Raw genomic sequence first — 16,445 nt, forward strand, 5'->3', positions numbered from 1 at the left:
GGACCGCGTCGCCTGCATCGCGGGCAAGCCTTGCTCCCACGCCACAACCGCGATCTATCCAGCAATAGGACGTTTAATGACGGTCACCGACGACACCCTCCTGCTCCAACGCCTCCTGGCCGGTGAGCAGCAGGCCTACAAGGAGCTGGTCAGCGCCTACCAGAGCCCTATGCGCGCCGTGGCCTATGCCATCGTCGGCAGCCGCCATGCCGACGAAGTGGTGCAGGACGCGTGGCTGTCGGTGGTGCGCAATCTCAGTGGCTTCCAGGGGCGTTCCAGCCTCAAGACCTGGCTGTTGACCATCACGGCCAACGCCGCCAAGGGCCGCTACAAGCAGAATCGTCGGGAGGTGTTGCTCGACGATCTGCCGTCCCCCCACGGCACCCTCGGCGATGATCGTTTCGCCGCCGATGGTCATTGGCTGCTGGCGCCGTTCGCCTGGCACCAGGACACGCCTGAGGCGTTGCTCACGATGGAGGAATTACGCGATTGCCTGGAGCACACATTGCTCAGCCTGTCGGAACTGCAAGGCAGCGTGCTGAACCTGAGGGAACGCCAGGGGCTGGAGCTGGAAGAAATCTGTAATCTTCTGGATATTTCGCTCTCCAATGTGCGAGTGCTGTTGCATCGCGCCCGGCTGAAAGTCTTCGCGACCGTTGAACATTTCGAGGAAACCGGCGAATGCTGACCTGTAAGGAACAAGTGGCGCGCTCCAGCGATTATCTCGACGGCCAGTTAAGTTTTCGTGAACGCCTGATGGTGCGTCATCACCTGATGTTCTGTGCCAAGTGCCGGCGTTTTATCCGCCAGATGCGCCTGATGCAGGCGACCCTCAAAAAACTGCCGCAACCGCCGATCCCCGACCTGGATCACCTCGCCGAGAAACTCGCCGCCGAGCGCCGCAAAAACATCCGCTAAACCCGTAGGAGCTGGTAGAAACTGGTAGGAACTGGTAGGAACTGGTAGGAGCTGGTAGGAGCTGGTAGGAGCTGTCGAGTGCAACGAGGCTGCGATCTTCCCCCTAACGATTGAGTATCAAGCGAAGAAGCAAAAGATCGCAGGCTTCGCCAGCTCCTACGGTTATTCCCATTCGAAGTAAAAAGTTCCGCTGTCATAAAATCTTTATGTGATAGCAACTCGCCTGACACAACCCATCGCCAAGATCCCCTCCCAACACCAGCGGGCCCAGTTCCGCGTGTTTTCTAACGGCATAGACTACCAACAGGGGAATTCTTCGATGATCCGCAAGCACTTCGCAGGTGTTGCCGCCAGCGCACTGGCAATGGCAGTAACCGCCCAGGCTTTCGCCGGCACCGTCACCACCGATGGCGCCGATATCGTGGTCAAAACCAAGGGCGGCCTTGAGGTCGCTACCACTGACAAAGAGTTCAGCTTCAAGCTCGGTGGTCGTTTGCAGGCTGACTACAGCCAGTTCGACGGTATCTACACCAAAAATGGTGACACTGCCGACGCCGCTTACTTCCGCCGCGCGTTCCTGGAGCTTTCCGGCGTGCTGTACACGGATTGGGCCTACACCATCAACTACGATTTCTCTCATAACGCTGGTACTTCGGAGGACGGCTACTTCGACGAAGCGTCCCTGGCCTATAACGGCTTCAAACCGGTCTCGATCAAGGTCGGCCGTTTCGACCCGGACTTCGGCCTGGAAAAAGCCACCAGCTCCAAATGGGTCACTGCTCCTGAGCGTAACGCCGCCTACGACCTGATCGATTGGGCCAACGGCCACCAGAATGGCCTGGGCCTGCAAGCGTCCAGCACGTTCGCCGATTCGTTCTACGCTTCGGCCGGTGTGTTCAGCAAGGATAACAATGACACCGACGGCAACAGCGTCAAGCAAGTCAACGGTCGCTTCGTCTTCGCGCCGATGCACGACGCCGGTAACGTCCTGCATTTTGGTGTGAACGTGGCGTCACGCGATGTCTCGGACACTGTGTTCGACGCACGTTATCAATCGCGCTTGGGCATGCGAGGCGTGGTGACGGGTGGCGGCAACGACGCTGGCACCAACGGCAATCGTCCTCTGCTTGGCGGTGCCAACAACTCGGCGGCCGGTTCGTACGACAGCGACACCGCCTTCGGCCTGGAAGCCGCTTTCGCCATGGGCCCAGCGTCGATCCAAGGTGAATACATCAGCCGCAAGACCAAAGCTGACAGCGCGGCCTTCGAAGACATCAAAGGCCACGGCTTCTACGTCCAGGGTGCCTACACCATCACCGGTGAATCCCGCGGCTATAAAGTCGGCAAGTTTGACGCGATCAAGCCCCAGAACAAATCCATCGGCGCCTGGGAAGTGTTCTACCGCTTCGACAGCCTGACCGTCGAAGACGACAACATCACCACGGCCTCGGCGACTCGTGAAGTGGGCGATGCCGAAGCCAAGGTGCACAACCTGGGTGTGAACTGGTATGCCAACGAAGCGGTGAAAATCACCGGTGCCTACGTCAAGGCCAAGACCGACAAAGTCACCAACGCCAATGGCGATGACGATGGCGACGGTTTCGTAGTCCGTGCCCAGTACGTGTTCTAAATCGCGCTGACTTGATACAGAGCTCTTTCTTCATCCGTTAAAGCTCCTTTCGACCCCGCCTCTGGCGGGGTTTTTTTATGTGCGCCCGGTCAGGATCGGCGATACTCGCTCCATCCGTCGTCTGGCTATCGAGTAACCGCATGCCGCTTCACGTCTTGGACAGCCTGTCCGCCATCGCGCCGCACGAGTGGGACGCGCTGGTGCCCGCCAACCAGCCTTTCCTGCGCCACGCCTTCCTCAGCGCCCTGGAGGACAGCGCCAGCCTGGGCCCGCAATCCGGTTGGCAAGCCGAGCATTTGCTGCACATCGAAGACGGTCGTCTGCTGGCGGCCTTGCCCAGTTACCGCAAGTGGCATTCCTACGGCGAATACGTGTTCGACCATGCCTGGGCCGACGCTTGCGCCCGCGCCGGCATCGAGTACTACCCCAAGCTGCTGACGGCGGTGCCGTTCAGCCCGGTCAGTGGCCCGCGGTTGCTGGCAGCGCGCGCGGAAGATGGCCTGGAACTGCTGGGTAGCCTGCCCGGCTACCTGGAAATCGAAGGGCTTTCCAGCGCCCACATCAACTTCACCGACGCCTTCACCGACGGGGCACTCGCCGGGCAGGAGGGCTGGCTGCAGCGGATCGGCTGTCAGTATCACTGGCAAAATCGCGGTTATCGGGACTTCCAGGATTTTCTCGATGCCCTCAGTTCCCGCAAGCGCAAGCAGATGCGCAAGGAACGCGAGCAAGTGGCGGGGCAGGGCATCGCGTTCGAATGGCTCGAAGGTCATCAGTTGGACGAGGCGCAGTGGGATTTTGTCTACGCCTGTTACGCCAACACCTACGCGATACGACGCCAGGCGCCCTACCTGACCCGAGCGTTCTTCAGCCTGCTGGCCGAACGCATGCCCGAGGCCATCCGCGTGGTGCTGGCCAAGCAAGGTTCGCGGCCGGTGGCGATGGCGTTCAGCCTGGTGGGTGGCGACAGTTTCTATGGACGTTATTGGGGCTGTCTGGCGGAGTTCGACCGCCTGCACTTCGAGACCTGTTTCTACCAAGGCATGGACTACGCGATTGCCCACGGTTTGCAGCGCTTTGACGCCGGTGCCCAGGGTGAGCACAAATTGATTCGCGGGTTCGAGCCGGTGATTACCCGCTCATGGCATTACCTGCGCCACCCCGGTTTGAAAGCGGCGGTCAAAGATTTTCTCGCCCGGGAACAGGAGGGTGTGCTGGCGTATGCCGAAGAGGCGAAGACAGCACTGCCTTATCGGCAGTGCTGATCTTCGCGGGTGTGACTCAGCGGTTTTCCTGGCCTAGCCAGCGGTACGAGACACCGCCGATGACGGCGCCCAGCAACGGCGCTACCCAGAACAGCCACAGTTGCTCGATGGCCCAGCCACCGACAATCAGCGCCGGACCGGTACTGCGGGCCGGGTTGACGGACGTGTTGGTGACCGGAATCGAGATCAGGTGAATGAGCGTCAGGGCCAGGCCGATGGCAATCGGTGCCAGCCCGGCGGGCGCACGTTTATCGGTGGCACCGAGGATGATCAGGATGAACATCGCCGTCATGACCAGCTCGGTAACAAAACCGGTCGCCATCGAATACCCACCCGGCGAATGCTCGCCGTAACCGTTCGCTGCCAGGCCGGACGCGGCCAGGTCAAAGCCTTCCTTGCCGCTGGCGATGAAGTAGATCAGCGCGGCGGCCAGCACACCCCCTATGACCTGGGCAATGATGTAGGCGGGCAACTCCTTGGCCGGAAACCGCCCGCCCACGTACAAGCCCAACGAAACGGCGGGGTTCAGGTGGCAACCCGAGATATGCCCGATGGCGAACGCCATGGTCAACACCGTCAAGCCGAAGGCCAGGGCAACCCCCAGCACGCCAATCCCTGAGGCAGCCAATACCGCGCTGCCACAGCCGCCCAGTACCAGCCAGAACGTACCCAACAACTCAGTCGTTGAACGTTTGAGTAAAGACATAAGTATCCTTGATAAAACAGTCGTGATAATCGGTTATGCATCCAGCAGTATTACGACAGGTTCATCTCCAGAACCTGAGCTGAGTACAGCAGAGTGCTGCAACAAATCCAGCGACAAAAAAACCGCCAGCGTCATGGACGGTGGCGGTTCTGGCCGTGGTCGAGGGGGAGTATGTGGTTGCGGTGTGGGCTAGATGGATCCTGGACAGAATTTTTCAGAATGGCGTTCGGACACTGGGCTGTGGGAGCAAAGCTTGCTCGCGATGCAGGCGCCTCGGGCCATCCGGGAGACCGCGTCATCTTCATCGCGGGCAAGCCTTGCTCCCACACGATCCCCACGCCTCCTGCCTGTAGAAGCCAACCCGACTCAGTCGATCCCCACGAACCCACCCGTCTGGTGCTGCCACAGCCGCGCATACAACCCGCCATGGGCCAGCAACTCGGCATGGCTACCGGTTTCGGCGATGCGGCCATTCTCCAGCACCACCAACCGGTCCATCCGGGCGATGGTGGAGAGACGGTGGGCGATGGCGATCACGGTCTTGCCTTGCATCAAGGTCTCGAGGCTTTCCTGGATCGCCGCCTCGACTTCCGAGTCCAGCGCTGACGTCGCTTCGTCCATGATCAGGATCGGCGCGTCCTTGAGCAGCACTCGCGCAATAGCGATGCGCTGACGCTGGCCGCCGGACAGTTTCACGCCGCGCTCACCCACATGGGCATCGAAGCCGGTGCGGCCTTCGGCGTCCGACAGCAAGGGAATGAACTCATCGGCCCGGGCCTTGCGCACGGCTTCCCAGAGTTGCGCATCGGTGGCGTCTGGCTTGCCGTAGAGCAGATTGTCGCGAATCGAACGATGCAGCAGCGAGGTGTCCTGGGTAATCATGCCGATGCGCTCGCGCAGGCTTTCCTGGCCGACTTCGGCGATGTCCTGGCCGTCGATGAGAATGCGCCCGCCCTGCACGTCATAGAGGCGCAGCAGCAGGTTGACCAAGGTGGATTTACCCGCACCGGACGGGCCGATCAGGCCGATTTTCTCGCCGGGCTTGATGGTCAGGTTCAGGTCGCCGATCACGCCGCTTTTCTTGCCATAGTGGAAATCCACGTGCTCGAAGCGCACCTCGCCCCGGGCCACCGCCAGGGGCTTGGCCTGGTCACGGTCGGTGACACTGACCGGCTGGGCGATGGTCTGCAAACCATCCTGGACCATGCCGATGTTTTCGAAGATGCCGGTGACGACCCACATGATCCAGCCGGACATGTTGACGATGCGGATCACCAGCCCGGTGGCCAACGCGATGGCGCCGACGCTGATCAGCGACTGGGTCCAGAGCCACAAGGCCAGCGCGGTGGTGCCGACGATCAGCAGCCCGTTCATGCTGGTGATGACCAGGTCCATGCTGGTCACCACCCGGCCAGCCAACTGGGCTTTTTCGGTCTGCTCCTGGATGGCTTCGCGGGCGTATTGCTGTTCGAAATTGGTATGGGCGAACAGCTTGAGGGTGGTGATGTTGGTGTAGCCATCGACGATTCGGCCCATGAGCTTGGAGCGGGCATCGGACGACACCACCGAGCGTTCCTTGACCCTCGGCACGAAGTAGCAGAGTGCGCCGATGTAGGCGGCAATCCACATCAGCAGCGGGATCATCAGGCGCCAGTCGGCTTCGGCGAACAGCACCAGGGAACTGACGGCGTAGATCAGCACGTGCCACAGGGCATCCACGGCCTGAACCGCCGAGTCACGCAGGGAGTTGCCGGTCTGCATGATGCGCTGGGCGATGCGCCCGGCGAAGTCGTTCTGGAAGAAATTCAGGCTCTGCTTGAGCACGTAGCTGTGGTTCTGCCAGCGAATCAGGCTGGTCATGCTGGGGCTCAGGGTCTGGTGCACGAGCAGGTCATGCAGGGCCACGAAGATCGGCCGGAAAACCAGCGCCACCACGGCCATCCAGGCCAGTTCCAGGCCATGGACCTTGAAGAAGTCCACATTGGGCGTGCCCTGGGTCAGGTCGATGATGCGGCTCAGGTAGCTGAACAGCGCCACTTCGATCAACGCGCCGATCAGGCCCACCACCAGCAATACGGCGAAGCTGGGCCAGACTTGTTTCAGGTAATAGGTGTAGAAGGGCAGGACGCGATTCGGCGGGGCCGAGGTGGGGGCGTCGCGGAAGATATCGATCAGTGTTTCGAAACGGCGATAAACCATCAGTCAATGCCCTGGCAAGGGCTCTCCTTTTTGCTATGGGCGGCGCGGGATCACCGCGTCGCCCAGGCTTGCCGTGTGCCTCTTCAGTCGACGCGCTTGGCCGACTTGATGAGCACAGGGTCGATCGGCACGTTTTGCATGCCTTGTTTGGTCGTGGTCTGGGAGTTGACGATGATGTCCACCACGTCCATGCCCTTGACCACTTTGGCGAACACCGCATAACCGGCGTCACGGCCCGGGTCGAGGAAGGCGTTGTCGGCCACGTTGATGAAGAACTGGCTGGTGGCCGAGTCCGGGTTGGAGGTGCGCGCCATCGACAAGGTGCCGCGAACATTGTGCAGGCCATTGCTGGCTTCGTTCTTGATCGGTGCCTTGGTGTCTTTTTGCTGCATCTGCTGGGTAAAGCCGCCGCCCTGGGCCATGAAGCCCGGGATCACACGGTGAAAAATCGTGTTGTTGTAGAAGCCGCTGTCTACGTACTCAAGGAAGTTCTTGGTACTGATGGGGGCCTTGACCGGGTCCAGTTCGATTTCGATCTGGCCGTTGGTGGTGTCCAGCAATACATGCGGTGCCTTGGCGGGTGTCGCGGCCATCAGGTTGGCGGCAAACAGTACGGTGCCGGCGGCAAGGGCGATTTTTTTCAGCATGGGGTCAGTGATCCTGAGTGGTGGAATCGGTTGCGGTCAAAAAGTCGAGCAGGGTTTGGTTGAAGCGTTCGGGTTGATCCAGCGGGGTAGCGTGCCGTGAATCGGCGATGACCACCAGCCGTGCGTCGGGCAGCAGTTTTACATAGGCTTCTTTCAGCGCCACCGGGGTGTAGTCGTGGTCGGCGCAGATGACGAGGGTTGGACAGGCAACCTGCGAAAGTCGTTCCTGAACGCCCCAGCCTACGATCGCATCGAAGCTGGCGAGATAAGCATGTTTGTCGTTCTTTGCCCAGCGCCGGGCCATTTCCAGGCGTAACTCGGTTTGTTCGGGCTTGGGGAACAACTTGGCGCCGAGTGCCTTGCCGATGGTCTCCAGGCTGAGCAGGCGCATCAGGCTCCAGCGCTTGAACCATTGCCAGCAATCGTCGGGCGTGCGGACTTTGACTTCGGGCGCGCTGTTGACGATGCACAGGCTCTTGAGCCGTCCGGGTTCATCCACCGCCAGTTGAAAACAGATCATGCCGCCCATGGACCAGCCCACCAGATGCACCGGGCCCAGGCCCAGGTGTTCGATCAAGGCGATCAGGTCGGCGCTGAAACCTTCGATGCCGTAGCGCCCGCGCGGCTTGTCGGAGCGACCGTGGCCGCGCACATCCACCACGATCAGGTGATAGTGGGTGGACAGCACCGGGATCTGTTTTTCCCAATCCTGGGTACTGGAACCCAGCCCGTGGACCAATACCAAGGGCGTGCCGTGGCCGTATTCCTCGTAGTGCAGGTTGCAACCTTCGTGCTCGAAATAGGCCATCGTCGAAGTCCTTGTCAGGCTTGTTCAGGGGCGGCGAACGGTGCATCCAGCGGCGCAGTGTCGAAGGTGCGCAGCAATTCGACCAGGATTTGCGTGGCCGGGCCCAGGGGTTTTTCCTTGTTCGAATACAGATAGAAGCTCGGGTTGCGACTGCCGCCCTGATCCAAGGGTAGCTGTTTAAGCGTGCCTTCCTTGAGTTCCCGCTCAATCAAGTGCCGGGGCAGCCAGGCGAAGCCCAGGCCGCTGCCTACGAAGGTCGCGGCGGTGGCCAGGCTGCCGACGGTCCAGCGCTGCTCGGCACCGAGCCAACCCACGTCGCGAGGTTGCTGGCGTCCGGAGTCGCGGATCACCACTTGTAACTGGCTTTCCAGGTCCTGGAACGTCAGCTCGCGGTTGAGGCGATGCAGGGCGTGTTCGGGATGGGCCACCGCGACGAATTCAACGTCGCTCAACTCTGCCCCCAGATAACCAGGAATGCTGAAGCTGCTGATGGCCAGGTCGGCCACGCCTTCGAGCAGCACTTCTTCGACACCCGACAACACTTCTTCGCGCAGCCGCACCCGGCAGCCACGGCTTTGTGGCATGAACGCCGTCAAGGCGCGAACGAGGCGGGCGTTGGGGTAGGCCGCGTCGACCACCAGGCGCACTTCCGCTTCCCAGCCTTGTTCCATGTGGTGGGCCAGGTCTTCCAATTGGCTGGCCTGTTTCACCAGTTGCCGGGAACGGCGCAGCAGTACGCCGCCGGCTTCGGTCAGCACGGCCTTGCGCCCATCGATGCGCAGCAACGGCACGCCGAGCTGATCCTGCATGCGGGCCACGGTGTAGCTCACTGACGACTGGGAGCGATGCAGCACTTCAGCGGCCTGGGCGAAGCCACCGTGGTCGACCACGGCCTGCAAGGTGCGCCATTGATCAAGGGTCACGCGGGGCGCTTTCATATCGAGCTCCTCTTGTCCTAAGCTGGCAGTCCCTTGGTGGAGACTGCCGAATGAAGAAAATCTGTTGTGTGGTGCTGGCCTTGCTGCCACTGACTGCGTTTGCCTACCCGATCGATGTGGAAAAACACCTCAACGGCCTGAGCATCGACTACAACGCCTATGACACCGATGCCGATATCGGTTCCATCCAGGTCAATAACTACGGCAGCACCGACGCGGCTTGTACCGTGGTCTTCAGCAATGGCCCTGAAGCACCTCGCACCCGCAAGATCGAAGTCGCCGCCGGCAAGTTCAAGAACGCCACGGCCAAGTTCAACCGCAACATCATCAAGCTGCGCATCAAGCTGACCTGTCAGCCGAAATAGCCCGGCAGTGGGGCAGGCAATATTGCTTGCTCCGCTTATAAACGAATTTATCGATGCTTTACAGCAGTTATTTGCGCTTTTTCATCGATATGCTCGCGTTTAACCTTCACTCCATCGACTGACAACATTCTCAGATGGAGCCTACAAGCCATGTCCCGCGTTCTGATCATCGAAAGCAGTGCCCGCCAGCAAGACTCGGTGTCCCGTCAACTGACCCAGACCTTTATCAGCCAGTGGAAAGCGGCGCACCCGGCCGATGAAATCAGCGTTCGCGACCTGGCCATCAATCCGGTGCCGCATCTGGATGCCAATCTGCTGGGGGGCTGGATGAAGCCGGCCGAGCAGCGCAGCGACGTTGAAAACGCCTCGCTGGAACGCTCCAACCAACTGACTGATGAATTGCTGGCCGCCGACGTGCTGGTGATGGCTGCACCGATGTACAACTTCGCCATCCCCAGCACTCTCAAAGCCTGGCTCGACCACGTGCTGCGTGCCGGCGTGACGTTCAAATACACCGCCACCGGCCCTCAAGGCCTGCTGGCCGACAAGCGCGCCTTCGTGCTGACCGCCCGTGGCGGCATTCATGCCGGCGGCAGCTCTGACCATCAAGAACCCTACCTGCGCCAGGTCATGGGCTTCATCGGGATCCACGACGTGACCTTCATCCACGCCGAGGGCATGAACCTGGGCGGCGACTTCCAGGAGAAGGGCCTGAATCAGGCCAACGCCAAACTGGCCCAGGTCGCCTGATCCGTTAATCCTCGGATAATCGCCAGGTGGTCTATTGAGCTGGCGCTTCCCTTCAAACTGTTTTGCGCATCGAACCTCCCTTTGCACTTATTGCTCCTGAGTGCATCAGCCCGATTGAACGCGTTAGCGAGATCGGGCTTTTTTTTGGGCAATGGAAACAACGACCCTTTAAGATGGGCGGCCCTTCAAGCCTTGAGGGCTCGAAGATGTGCAGGCCCAGGCTTCACCCGGGTTTGGCAAGTCTCTCGATGCCTGCTGTGGTAATTTATGCGCGCAATTGCAGTAGGGAGACTGTGATATGTTCAAAGTCAAACGGAAAACATGGGCTTTATTCCTGGTCTATCTCATAGGGGCTGGCGGCTATATCTACTACCTCTATGTCCAGACGCAAAGCGTCCTCACTGACAACATTAATAGTAAATTGCTGCATGCCGCACTGGGCGCTTCGGCCATCCTCGGCGACCGTTACCATGACAATCTGGTGGATAAACAATCCAAATCGCAAGCGCAGGACTGGGATACCATCCAGCGGCTTTCCGGCTTCAACGAGTCCATGGGCACGGCTTTTGTCTATAGCGTGATCAAGCGAGATGCAAAGGCCTACCTGATCAGCTCCAGTGCATCGAAGAAAGAAATTCAAGAGAAGAATTTCGTGCGTTTTTTCGACCCTTATCCCGATGCCAGCCAGGCTTTACTCGATAGTTTTGAGCGCACCGAACCAACCTGGATCGACTACTCGGATCATTGGGGTGATTTTCGCGCGGTCTTTGTCCCGTTAAAATCACAGGACGGTACGGTGTATGTTGTCGGGGCGGAAATTACCTTGGCGGACTACTACCAACAACTTAATCATGACTCCCTGTACCACATCATCCTGGCCATCCTGGTATTTCTCGCTCTCCTCCTTTTACGCATGCGCGCTCATCTCCAGCAACTGCGGGTCAATGAGCAGGTATTGAACCAGGCAAAAAATGCCGCCGAAGACGCTGATCGTTCAAAAACCAGCTTTCTGGCAACCATGAGCCATGAAATTCGCACCCCGATGTACGGTGTCATTGGTGCGACCGAATTACTGGCCCGATCTGCCCTGGATCCCGAGCAACGCCGTCTTCTCACAACGATTCATTCCAGTGGACGGACCCTGCTGTCTCTCATCGATAACATTCTCGACCTTGCCAAAATCGAAGCGGGCAAACTTGAATTGAAACCTCGTGTTTTCGAAGTGAGAGCACTGGTTTCATCCTGTATGGAACTAATCCGGCAAAATATCCAGGACAAACCCATCGTGCTGGAGGCGCAGTTTTCCCCGGACGTACCGCCTTTGGTCAAAACCGATATGGATTGCCTTCGCCAGATATTGATCAACTTGCTGGGCAATGCGGGCAAATTTACCGAAGCCGGAAAAATATCGCTCCTGGTCACCACCAGCGGCTACGGCTCCCAAGCGTGGCTCGACTTCTCCATACGCGATACCGGCATCGGTATCCCCACGGAACGGCAAGACAATCTGTTCAAGCCCTTTGCCCAGTTTAAAGGGCCGGCCAGTCAACGCTTCACTGGGAGTGGGTTGGGTCTTTCCATCTGTAAGAACCTGCTTGAGGCGCAGCAGGGGACTTTATCGTTCACCAGCGAGCCTGGTGTCGGCTCGACATTCTCCTTCTCTCTCCCCCTGGCGCTTTTTTCAGTCTCGGAAATACCCATCAAGGATGATCATGCGACGGTTGGCTTCGACTCGTCTTTTGCCGAGGATTATCCGCTCGATATCCTTCTGGTGGAGAACCATCCGGTGAGCCAGAAAGTGGCCATGGCGATGTTACAAGAGTTGGGTTATGCCCCCGACCTTGCGCCAGATGGCCTGGAAGCGGTCAATCGTTGCATGGCTTCGATGCCAGAGATCATTCTGATGGATATCAACATGCCCGTGATGGATGGGCTGGAGGCCGTGCGTAGAATCCGTGAATTGCCCCAGGGCGATACTTGCTACATCGTCGCGTTCACCGCGAGTGTTTTTTCCAGCGAGATAGAGCGTTTCAGGGTCGCTGGTGCCGATGACGTCTTGACCAAGCCGGCAAACTTCCAGGCGCTGACCCGAGTGCTCCAGCGTGCCGCCAGCCATCGGCACCAGCGCCAGGCCACTCCTTGGGTCGTGGATGAAGTTCCAAGTTAGTGGGGTATCTGTGGGAGCGAGCTTGCTCGCGATGGCGGTGGGTCAGAAATACAGATGCTGACTGACACCCCGCCATCGCCAGCAAGCTCGCTCCCACCGTTCAAAACCGCTATCTTCGCCGCCATTCGAAACGAGGGGCGGTATGGGCTATCTACTTTTTGTGACATTGATCCAGGCGTTTTCCTTCAGCCTGATCGGCGAGTACCTGGCCGGGCATGTGGACAGTTATTTCGCGGTGCTGGTGCGGGTGTTGCTGGCGGGGCTGGTGTTCATTCCGCTGACGCGCTGGCGCCAGGTGGAGCCAGCGTTCATGCGCGGCATGTTGTTGATCGGTGCCTTGCAGTTTGGCGTGACCTACGTCTGCCTGTACCTGAGCTTCCGAGTGCTGACGGTGCCCGAGGTGCTGCTTTTCACCATCCTGACGCCCCTGCACGTGACCTTGATCGAAGACGCGCTGAACCGTCGCTTCAATCCCTGGGCGCTGATTGCGGCGCTGGTGGCCGTGGCCGGTGCGGCGGTGATTCGCTACGACCGGATCAACCCGGATTTCTTCATGGGGTTCTTGCTGCTGCAACTGGCCAACTTCACCTATGCCGCCGGGCAGGTGCTGTACAAACACCTGGTGGCTCGCCATCCGAGCGACCTGCCGCATTACCGGCGTTTCGGTTATTTCTATCTCGGTGCGCTGATGGTGGCGTTGCCGGCTTTCCTGCTGTTCGGCAAGGTTAACTTCTGGCCTGAAGCGCCGCTGCAATGGGGCGTGCTGGTGTTCCTCGGCCTGGTCTCCACCGCGTTGGGACTCTACTGGTGGAACAAAGGCGCGTGCCTGGTCAACGGCGGGACGCTGGCGGTGATGAACAACCTGCATGTGCCGGTGGGGCTACTGGTGAACCTGCTGATCTGGAACCAGCACGAGGCACTGGGGCGGTTGCTGCTGGGTGGGTCGGTGATATTGGCGGCGGTTTGGATCAGCCGGTTGGGGGTACGCCAACCGCCAGCTACACGCTGACCCCCTGTGGGAGCGAGCAGGCTCGCTCCCACAGGGGATCTCTGGTGTTTGAGGGTCAGACCACCTGCTTCTGCGGCTCGGGCAGGTGGCTCGCTCCCAGCACCGCCGGCAGCAACCCCGAGCGCAGGTCCGTGCCGCTCGGCTGCTGGTACAGGTTCAGCCCGAACTCCGGCATCACCGCCAGCAGGTAATCGAAAATATCCCCCTGGATACGTTCGTAGTCGGCCCATGCGGTGGTGCGGGTGAAGCAGTAGATTTCCAGCGGGATGCCCTGGGCGGTGGTTTGCATCTGCCGGACCATGCAGGTCATGTTCGGCTGGATCTCTGGATGGCTCTTCAGATAGGCCAGCGCATAGGCGCGGAAAGTGCCCAGGTTGGTCATCCGCCGACGGTTGGCCGACATCGCCGCAACGTTGCCCTGGGCCTCGTTCCAGGCCTTGAGTTCGGCCTGCTTGCGGCCGATGTAGTCGGTCAGCAGGCGCACCTGGGTCAGGCGCTGTTCTTCCTCGTCGTGCAGGAAACGTACGCCGCTGGCGTCGATGAACAGGCTGCGCTTGATGCGCCGCCCTCCGGACTGCTGCATGCCGCGCCAGTTCTTGAACGACTCGGACATCAGGCGCCAGGTAGGGATCGAGACGATGGTCTTGTCGAAGTTCTGCACCTTGACCGTGTGCAGCGTGATGTCCACCACGTCACCGTCGGCGCCGACCTGGGGCATCTCGATCCAGTCGCCGACCCGCAGCATGTCGTTGCTGGTCAGTTGCACGCTGGCGACGAACGACAGCAGGGTGTCCTTGTAGACCAACAGGATCACCGCCGACATCGCACCCAGGCCTGACAGCAGCAACAGCGGCGAGCGGTCGATCAGGGTGGCAACGATGATGATCGCGCCAAACACATAGAGCACCATCTTCGTCAGTTGCACGTAGCCTTTGATCGAGCGGGTACGTGCATGCTCAGTGCGGGCGTAGACATCCAGCATGGCGCTGAGCAGGGCACTGAGGCTCAGCACCATGAACAGGATGGTGAACGCCAGGGCGACATTGCCCAGGAAAATCATGCTGGTCTTGCTCAGCTCCGGCACCAGGTGCAGGCCGAACTGGATGATCAGCGACGGTGTCATCTGCGCCAGGCGATGAAAGACCTTGTTCTGGCGCAGGTCGTTGACCCAGTTCAAGGCTGGTTGGCGCCCCAGCAACTTGGCGGCGTGCAAAATCAGGTAGCGCGCCACACGGCCAAGCACCAGGGCGATGACCAGCAGCAACATCAGGGCGAGGCTGGAATGCAGGATCGGGTGCTGGTCAAGGGCACCCCAGAGGTCTTGGATGTTGACCCAGAGTTGTTTGATGTCCATGGACGAAACGGTTCTTCTATAAAGACGCGATGGTGCGATTAGAGCATTTAAGCCCGGTCAAGTGACCGTTGATGCAATAGCAGCTGATAAAAATCCACTGATTTACCGCCGTTTGTATAAAGAAACTCGGCCTTCGCGCTCGAAACCGTTACCCTATGCAGCTGTTTTTTTGCATTTCTTCGAGGTAGCACCCGTGTTTTCCCAATTCGCCCTGCACGAACGCCTGCTCAAAGCCGTGGCCGAGCTTAAATTTGTCGAGCCAACGCCAGTGCAGGCAGCGGCTATTCCGCTCGCGCTCCAGGGGCGTGACCTGCGGGTGACGGCGCAAACCGGCAGCGGCAAGACTGCCGCGTTCGTGCTGCCGATCCTCAACCGCCTGATCGGCCCGGCCAAGGTCCGCGTCAGCATCAAGACCCTGATCCTGCTGCCGACCCGTGAACTGGCCCAGCAGACCTTGAAGGAAGTGGAGCGCTTCTCGCAGTTCACCTTCATCAAGTCCGGCCTGATCACTGGCGGCGAAGACTTCAAGGTCCAGGCCGCCATGCTGCGCAAGGTGCCGGACATCCTGATCGGCACCCCAGGGCGGATGATCGAGCAGTTGAACGCCGGCAACCTCGACCTCAAGGAAGTCGAAGTGCTGGTGCTGGACGAAGCCGACCGCATGCTGGACATGGGCTTTGCCGAAGATGTGCAGCGCCTGGTGGACGAATGCGTCAATCGCCAGCAGACCATGCTGTTCTCCGCCACCACCGGCGGCTCGGGCCTGCGCGAGATGATCGCCAAGGTGCTGAACAACCCTGAGCACTTGCAGCTCAACGCGGTCAGCCAACTGAACTCCACTACCCGCCAGCAGATCATCACCGCTGACCACAACCAGCACAAAGAGCAGATCGTCAACTGGTTGCTGGCCAACGAAACCTACGAAAAAGCCATCGTCTTCACCAACACCCGGGCCATGGCCGACCGCATCTACGGCCGCCTGGTGGCCCAGGAATACAAGGCGTTCGTACTGCACGGCGAGAAAGACCAGAAGGACCGCAAGCTGGCCATCGACCGCCTCAAGCAGGGCGGCGTGAAAATCCTGGTCGCCACCGACGTCGCCGCTCGCGGCCTGGACGTGGAAGGCCTGGACATGGTCATCAACTTCGACATGCCCCGCAGCGGTGATGAGTACGTGCATCGCATCGGTCGTACCGGTCGTGCCGGCAACGACGGCCTGGCGATCTCGCTGATCTGCCACGGCGACTGGAACCTGATGTCGAGCATCGAGCGCTACCTCAAGCAGAGCTTCGAGCGCCGCACCATCAAGGAAGTCAAAGGCACCTACGGCGGACCGAAGAAGGTCAAGGCCTCGGGCAAGGCCGTTGGCGTGAAGAAGAAAAAGGTCGACGCCAAGGGCGACAAGAAGAAAACCGGCGCCAAGGCCCCGACCAAGCGCAAGACCGCCAACCGCCCGAAGAGCGATACCCCGTCGCTGGTCAGCAAGGACGGCATGGCCCCGCTCAAGCGCCGCAAGCCAGAGGCGCCGGCGGCTGAGTGAGTCAGCGTTAGCGCTGTATGAAAAAACCGGACCTTGGGTCCGGTTTTTTATGGGTGCGCCAGGCATGGCGCGTTGCGCGTTAGCGCAACCAGTTTGGCTGTGGTGGCCATGCTGGTGACTTGGAGGTGAAAGTCCTTTACACACCCGGC

Annotated in this window: 15 protein-coding genes; 9 read left to right on the forward strand and 6 right to left on the reverse strand. The window is 59.9% G+C overall.

Features of this window, described 5'->3' with window-relative positions:
- The first annotated feature begins 76 nt into the window (after positions 1 to 76).
- The 4 genes from ASC85_RS14210 (at position 77) to ASC85_RS14225 (ending at position 3,813) form a co-directional block, all read left to right on the forward strand.
- A complete protein-coding gene (locus tag ASC85_RS14210; protein WP_057449826.1) occupies positions 77 to 688 on the forward strand; it encodes an RNA polymerase sigma factor in 612 nt (203 codons plus the stop codon).
- A complete protein-coding gene (locus ASC85_RS14215) occupies positions 682 to 918 on the forward strand; it encodes an anti-sigma factor family protein (protein ID WP_046062940.1) in 237 nt (78 codons plus the stop codon). Before ASC85_RS14210 ends, ASC85_RS14215 begins: the two co-directional genes overlap by 7 nt.
- 319 nt (positions 919 to 1,237) lie before the next feature.
- Positions 1,238 to 2,548 (forward strand): OprO/OprP family phosphate-selective porin, encoded by a 1,311-nt coding sequence (locus ASC85_RS14220; RefSeq protein ID WP_057449828.1) that lies wholly within the window; start codon positions 1,238 to 1,240, stop codon positions 2,546 to 2,548.
- Between the two features lie 140 nt (positions 2,549 to 2,688).
- Positions 2,689 to 3,813: a GNAT family N-acetyltransferase gene (locus ASC85_RS14225; protein WP_057449830.1), complete on the forward strand. Its 1,125-nt coding sequence runs from the start codon at positions 2,689 to 2,691 to the stop codon at positions 3,811 to 3,813.
- 16 nt (positions 3,814 to 3,829) lie between these two features.
- Here the strand turns inward: ASC85_RS14225 and aqpZ are convergent, their stop codons facing one another.
- From aqpZ to ASC85_RS14250, 5 genes are all read right to left on the reverse strand, one after another.
- A complete protein-coding gene (aqpZ, locus tag ASC85_RS14230) occupies positions 3,830 to 4,519 on the reverse strand; it encodes an aquaporin Z (RefSeq protein WP_057449832.1) in 690 nt (229 codons plus the stop codon).
- A gap of 366 nt (positions 4,520 to 4,885) precedes the next feature.
- Positions 4,886 to 6,718 carry an ABC transporter ATP-binding protein gene (locus ASC85_RS14235; protein ID WP_014337085.1) on the reverse strand — a complete coding sequence of 611 codons (1,833 nt, stop codon included), beginning with the start codon at positions 6,716 to 6,718 and terminating at the stop codon, positions 4,886 to 4,888.
- Between the two features lie 83 nt (positions 6,719 to 6,801).
- On the reverse strand, positions 6,802 to 7,365 hold the full coding sequence (locus ASC85_RS14240) for a peptidylprolyl isomerase A (RefSeq protein ID WP_003198920.1): 564 nt from the start codon (positions 7,363 to 7,365) through the stop codon (positions 6,802 to 6,804).
- A 4-nt stretch (positions 7,366 to 7,369) separates the two neighbouring features.
- On the reverse strand, positions 7,370 to 8,173 hold the full coding sequence (locus ASC85_RS14245; RefSeq protein ID WP_057449833.1) for an alpha/beta fold hydrolase: 804 nt from the start codon (positions 8,171 to 8,173) through the stop codon (positions 7,370 to 7,372).
- 14 nt (positions 8,174 to 8,187) lie between these two features.
- The gene (locus ASC85_RS14250; protein ID WP_057449836.1) at positions 8,188 to 9,111 is read right to left on the reverse strand and encodes a LysR family transcriptional regulator; all 924 of its coding nucleotides are present in this window, start codon (positions 9,109 to 9,111) and stop codon (positions 8,188 to 8,190) included.
- Between the two features lie 50 nt (positions 9,112 to 9,161).
- Here ASC85_RS14250 and ASC85_RS14255 point away from each other — a divergent pair, with 50 nt between their 5' ends.
- From ASC85_RS14255 to ASC85_RS14270, 4 genes are all read left to right on the forward strand, one after another.
- Positions 9,162 to 9,476: a hypothetical protein gene (locus tag ASC85_RS14255; protein WP_003198925.1), complete on the forward strand. Its 315-nt coding sequence runs from the start codon at positions 9,162 to 9,164 to the stop codon at positions 9,474 to 9,476.
- Positions 9,477 to 9,626: 150 nt separating this feature from the next.
- Complete coding sequence (locus tag ASC85_RS14260; protein WP_057449837.1) at positions 9,627 to 10,226, forward strand: FMN-dependent NADH-azoreductase; 600 nt, start codon at positions 9,627 to 9,629, stop codon at positions 10,224 to 10,226.
- Between the two features lie 298 nt (positions 10,227 to 10,524).
- Positions 10,525 to 12,393 (forward strand): ATP-binding protein, encoded by a 1,869-nt coding sequence (locus ASC85_RS14265; protein ID WP_057449839.1) that lies wholly within the window; start codon positions 10,525 to 10,527, stop codon positions 12,391 to 12,393.
- A gap of 142 nt (positions 12,394 to 12,535) precedes the next feature.
- On the forward strand, positions 12,536 to 13,402 hold the full coding sequence (locus ASC85_RS14270) for a carboxylate/amino acid/amine transporter (RefSeq protein ID WP_057449841.1): 867 nt from the start codon (positions 12,536 to 12,538) through the stop codon (positions 13,400 to 13,402).
- A gap of 55 nt (positions 13,403 to 13,457) precedes the next feature.
- Here ASC85_RS14270 and ASC85_RS14275 read toward each other — a convergent pair whose 3' ends face one another.
- Positions 13,458 to 14,756, reverse strand: a complete 1,299-nt coding sequence (locus ASC85_RS14275; RefSeq protein WP_057449844.1) for a mechanosensitive ion channel family protein — start codon at positions 14,754 to 14,756, stop codon at positions 13,458 to 13,460.
- Between the two features lie 193 nt (positions 14,757 to 14,949).
- On the opposite strand from ASC85_RS14275, the gene ASC85_RS14280 reads away from it, so the two are divergent.
- Complete coding sequence (locus tag ASC85_RS14280) at positions 14,950 to 16,296, forward strand: DEAD/DEAH box helicase (protein WP_057449845.1); 1,347 nt, start codon at positions 14,950 to 14,952, stop codon at positions 16,294 to 16,296.
- Positions 16,297 to 16,445 lie beyond the last annotated feature (149 nt).

This window comes from Pseudomonas sp. Root401 (assembly GCF_001425105.1).
GTDB classification, from domain to species: Bacteria; Pseudomonadota; Gammaproteobacteria; order Pseudomonadales; family Pseudomonadaceae; genus Aquipseudomonas; species Aquipseudomonas brassicacearum.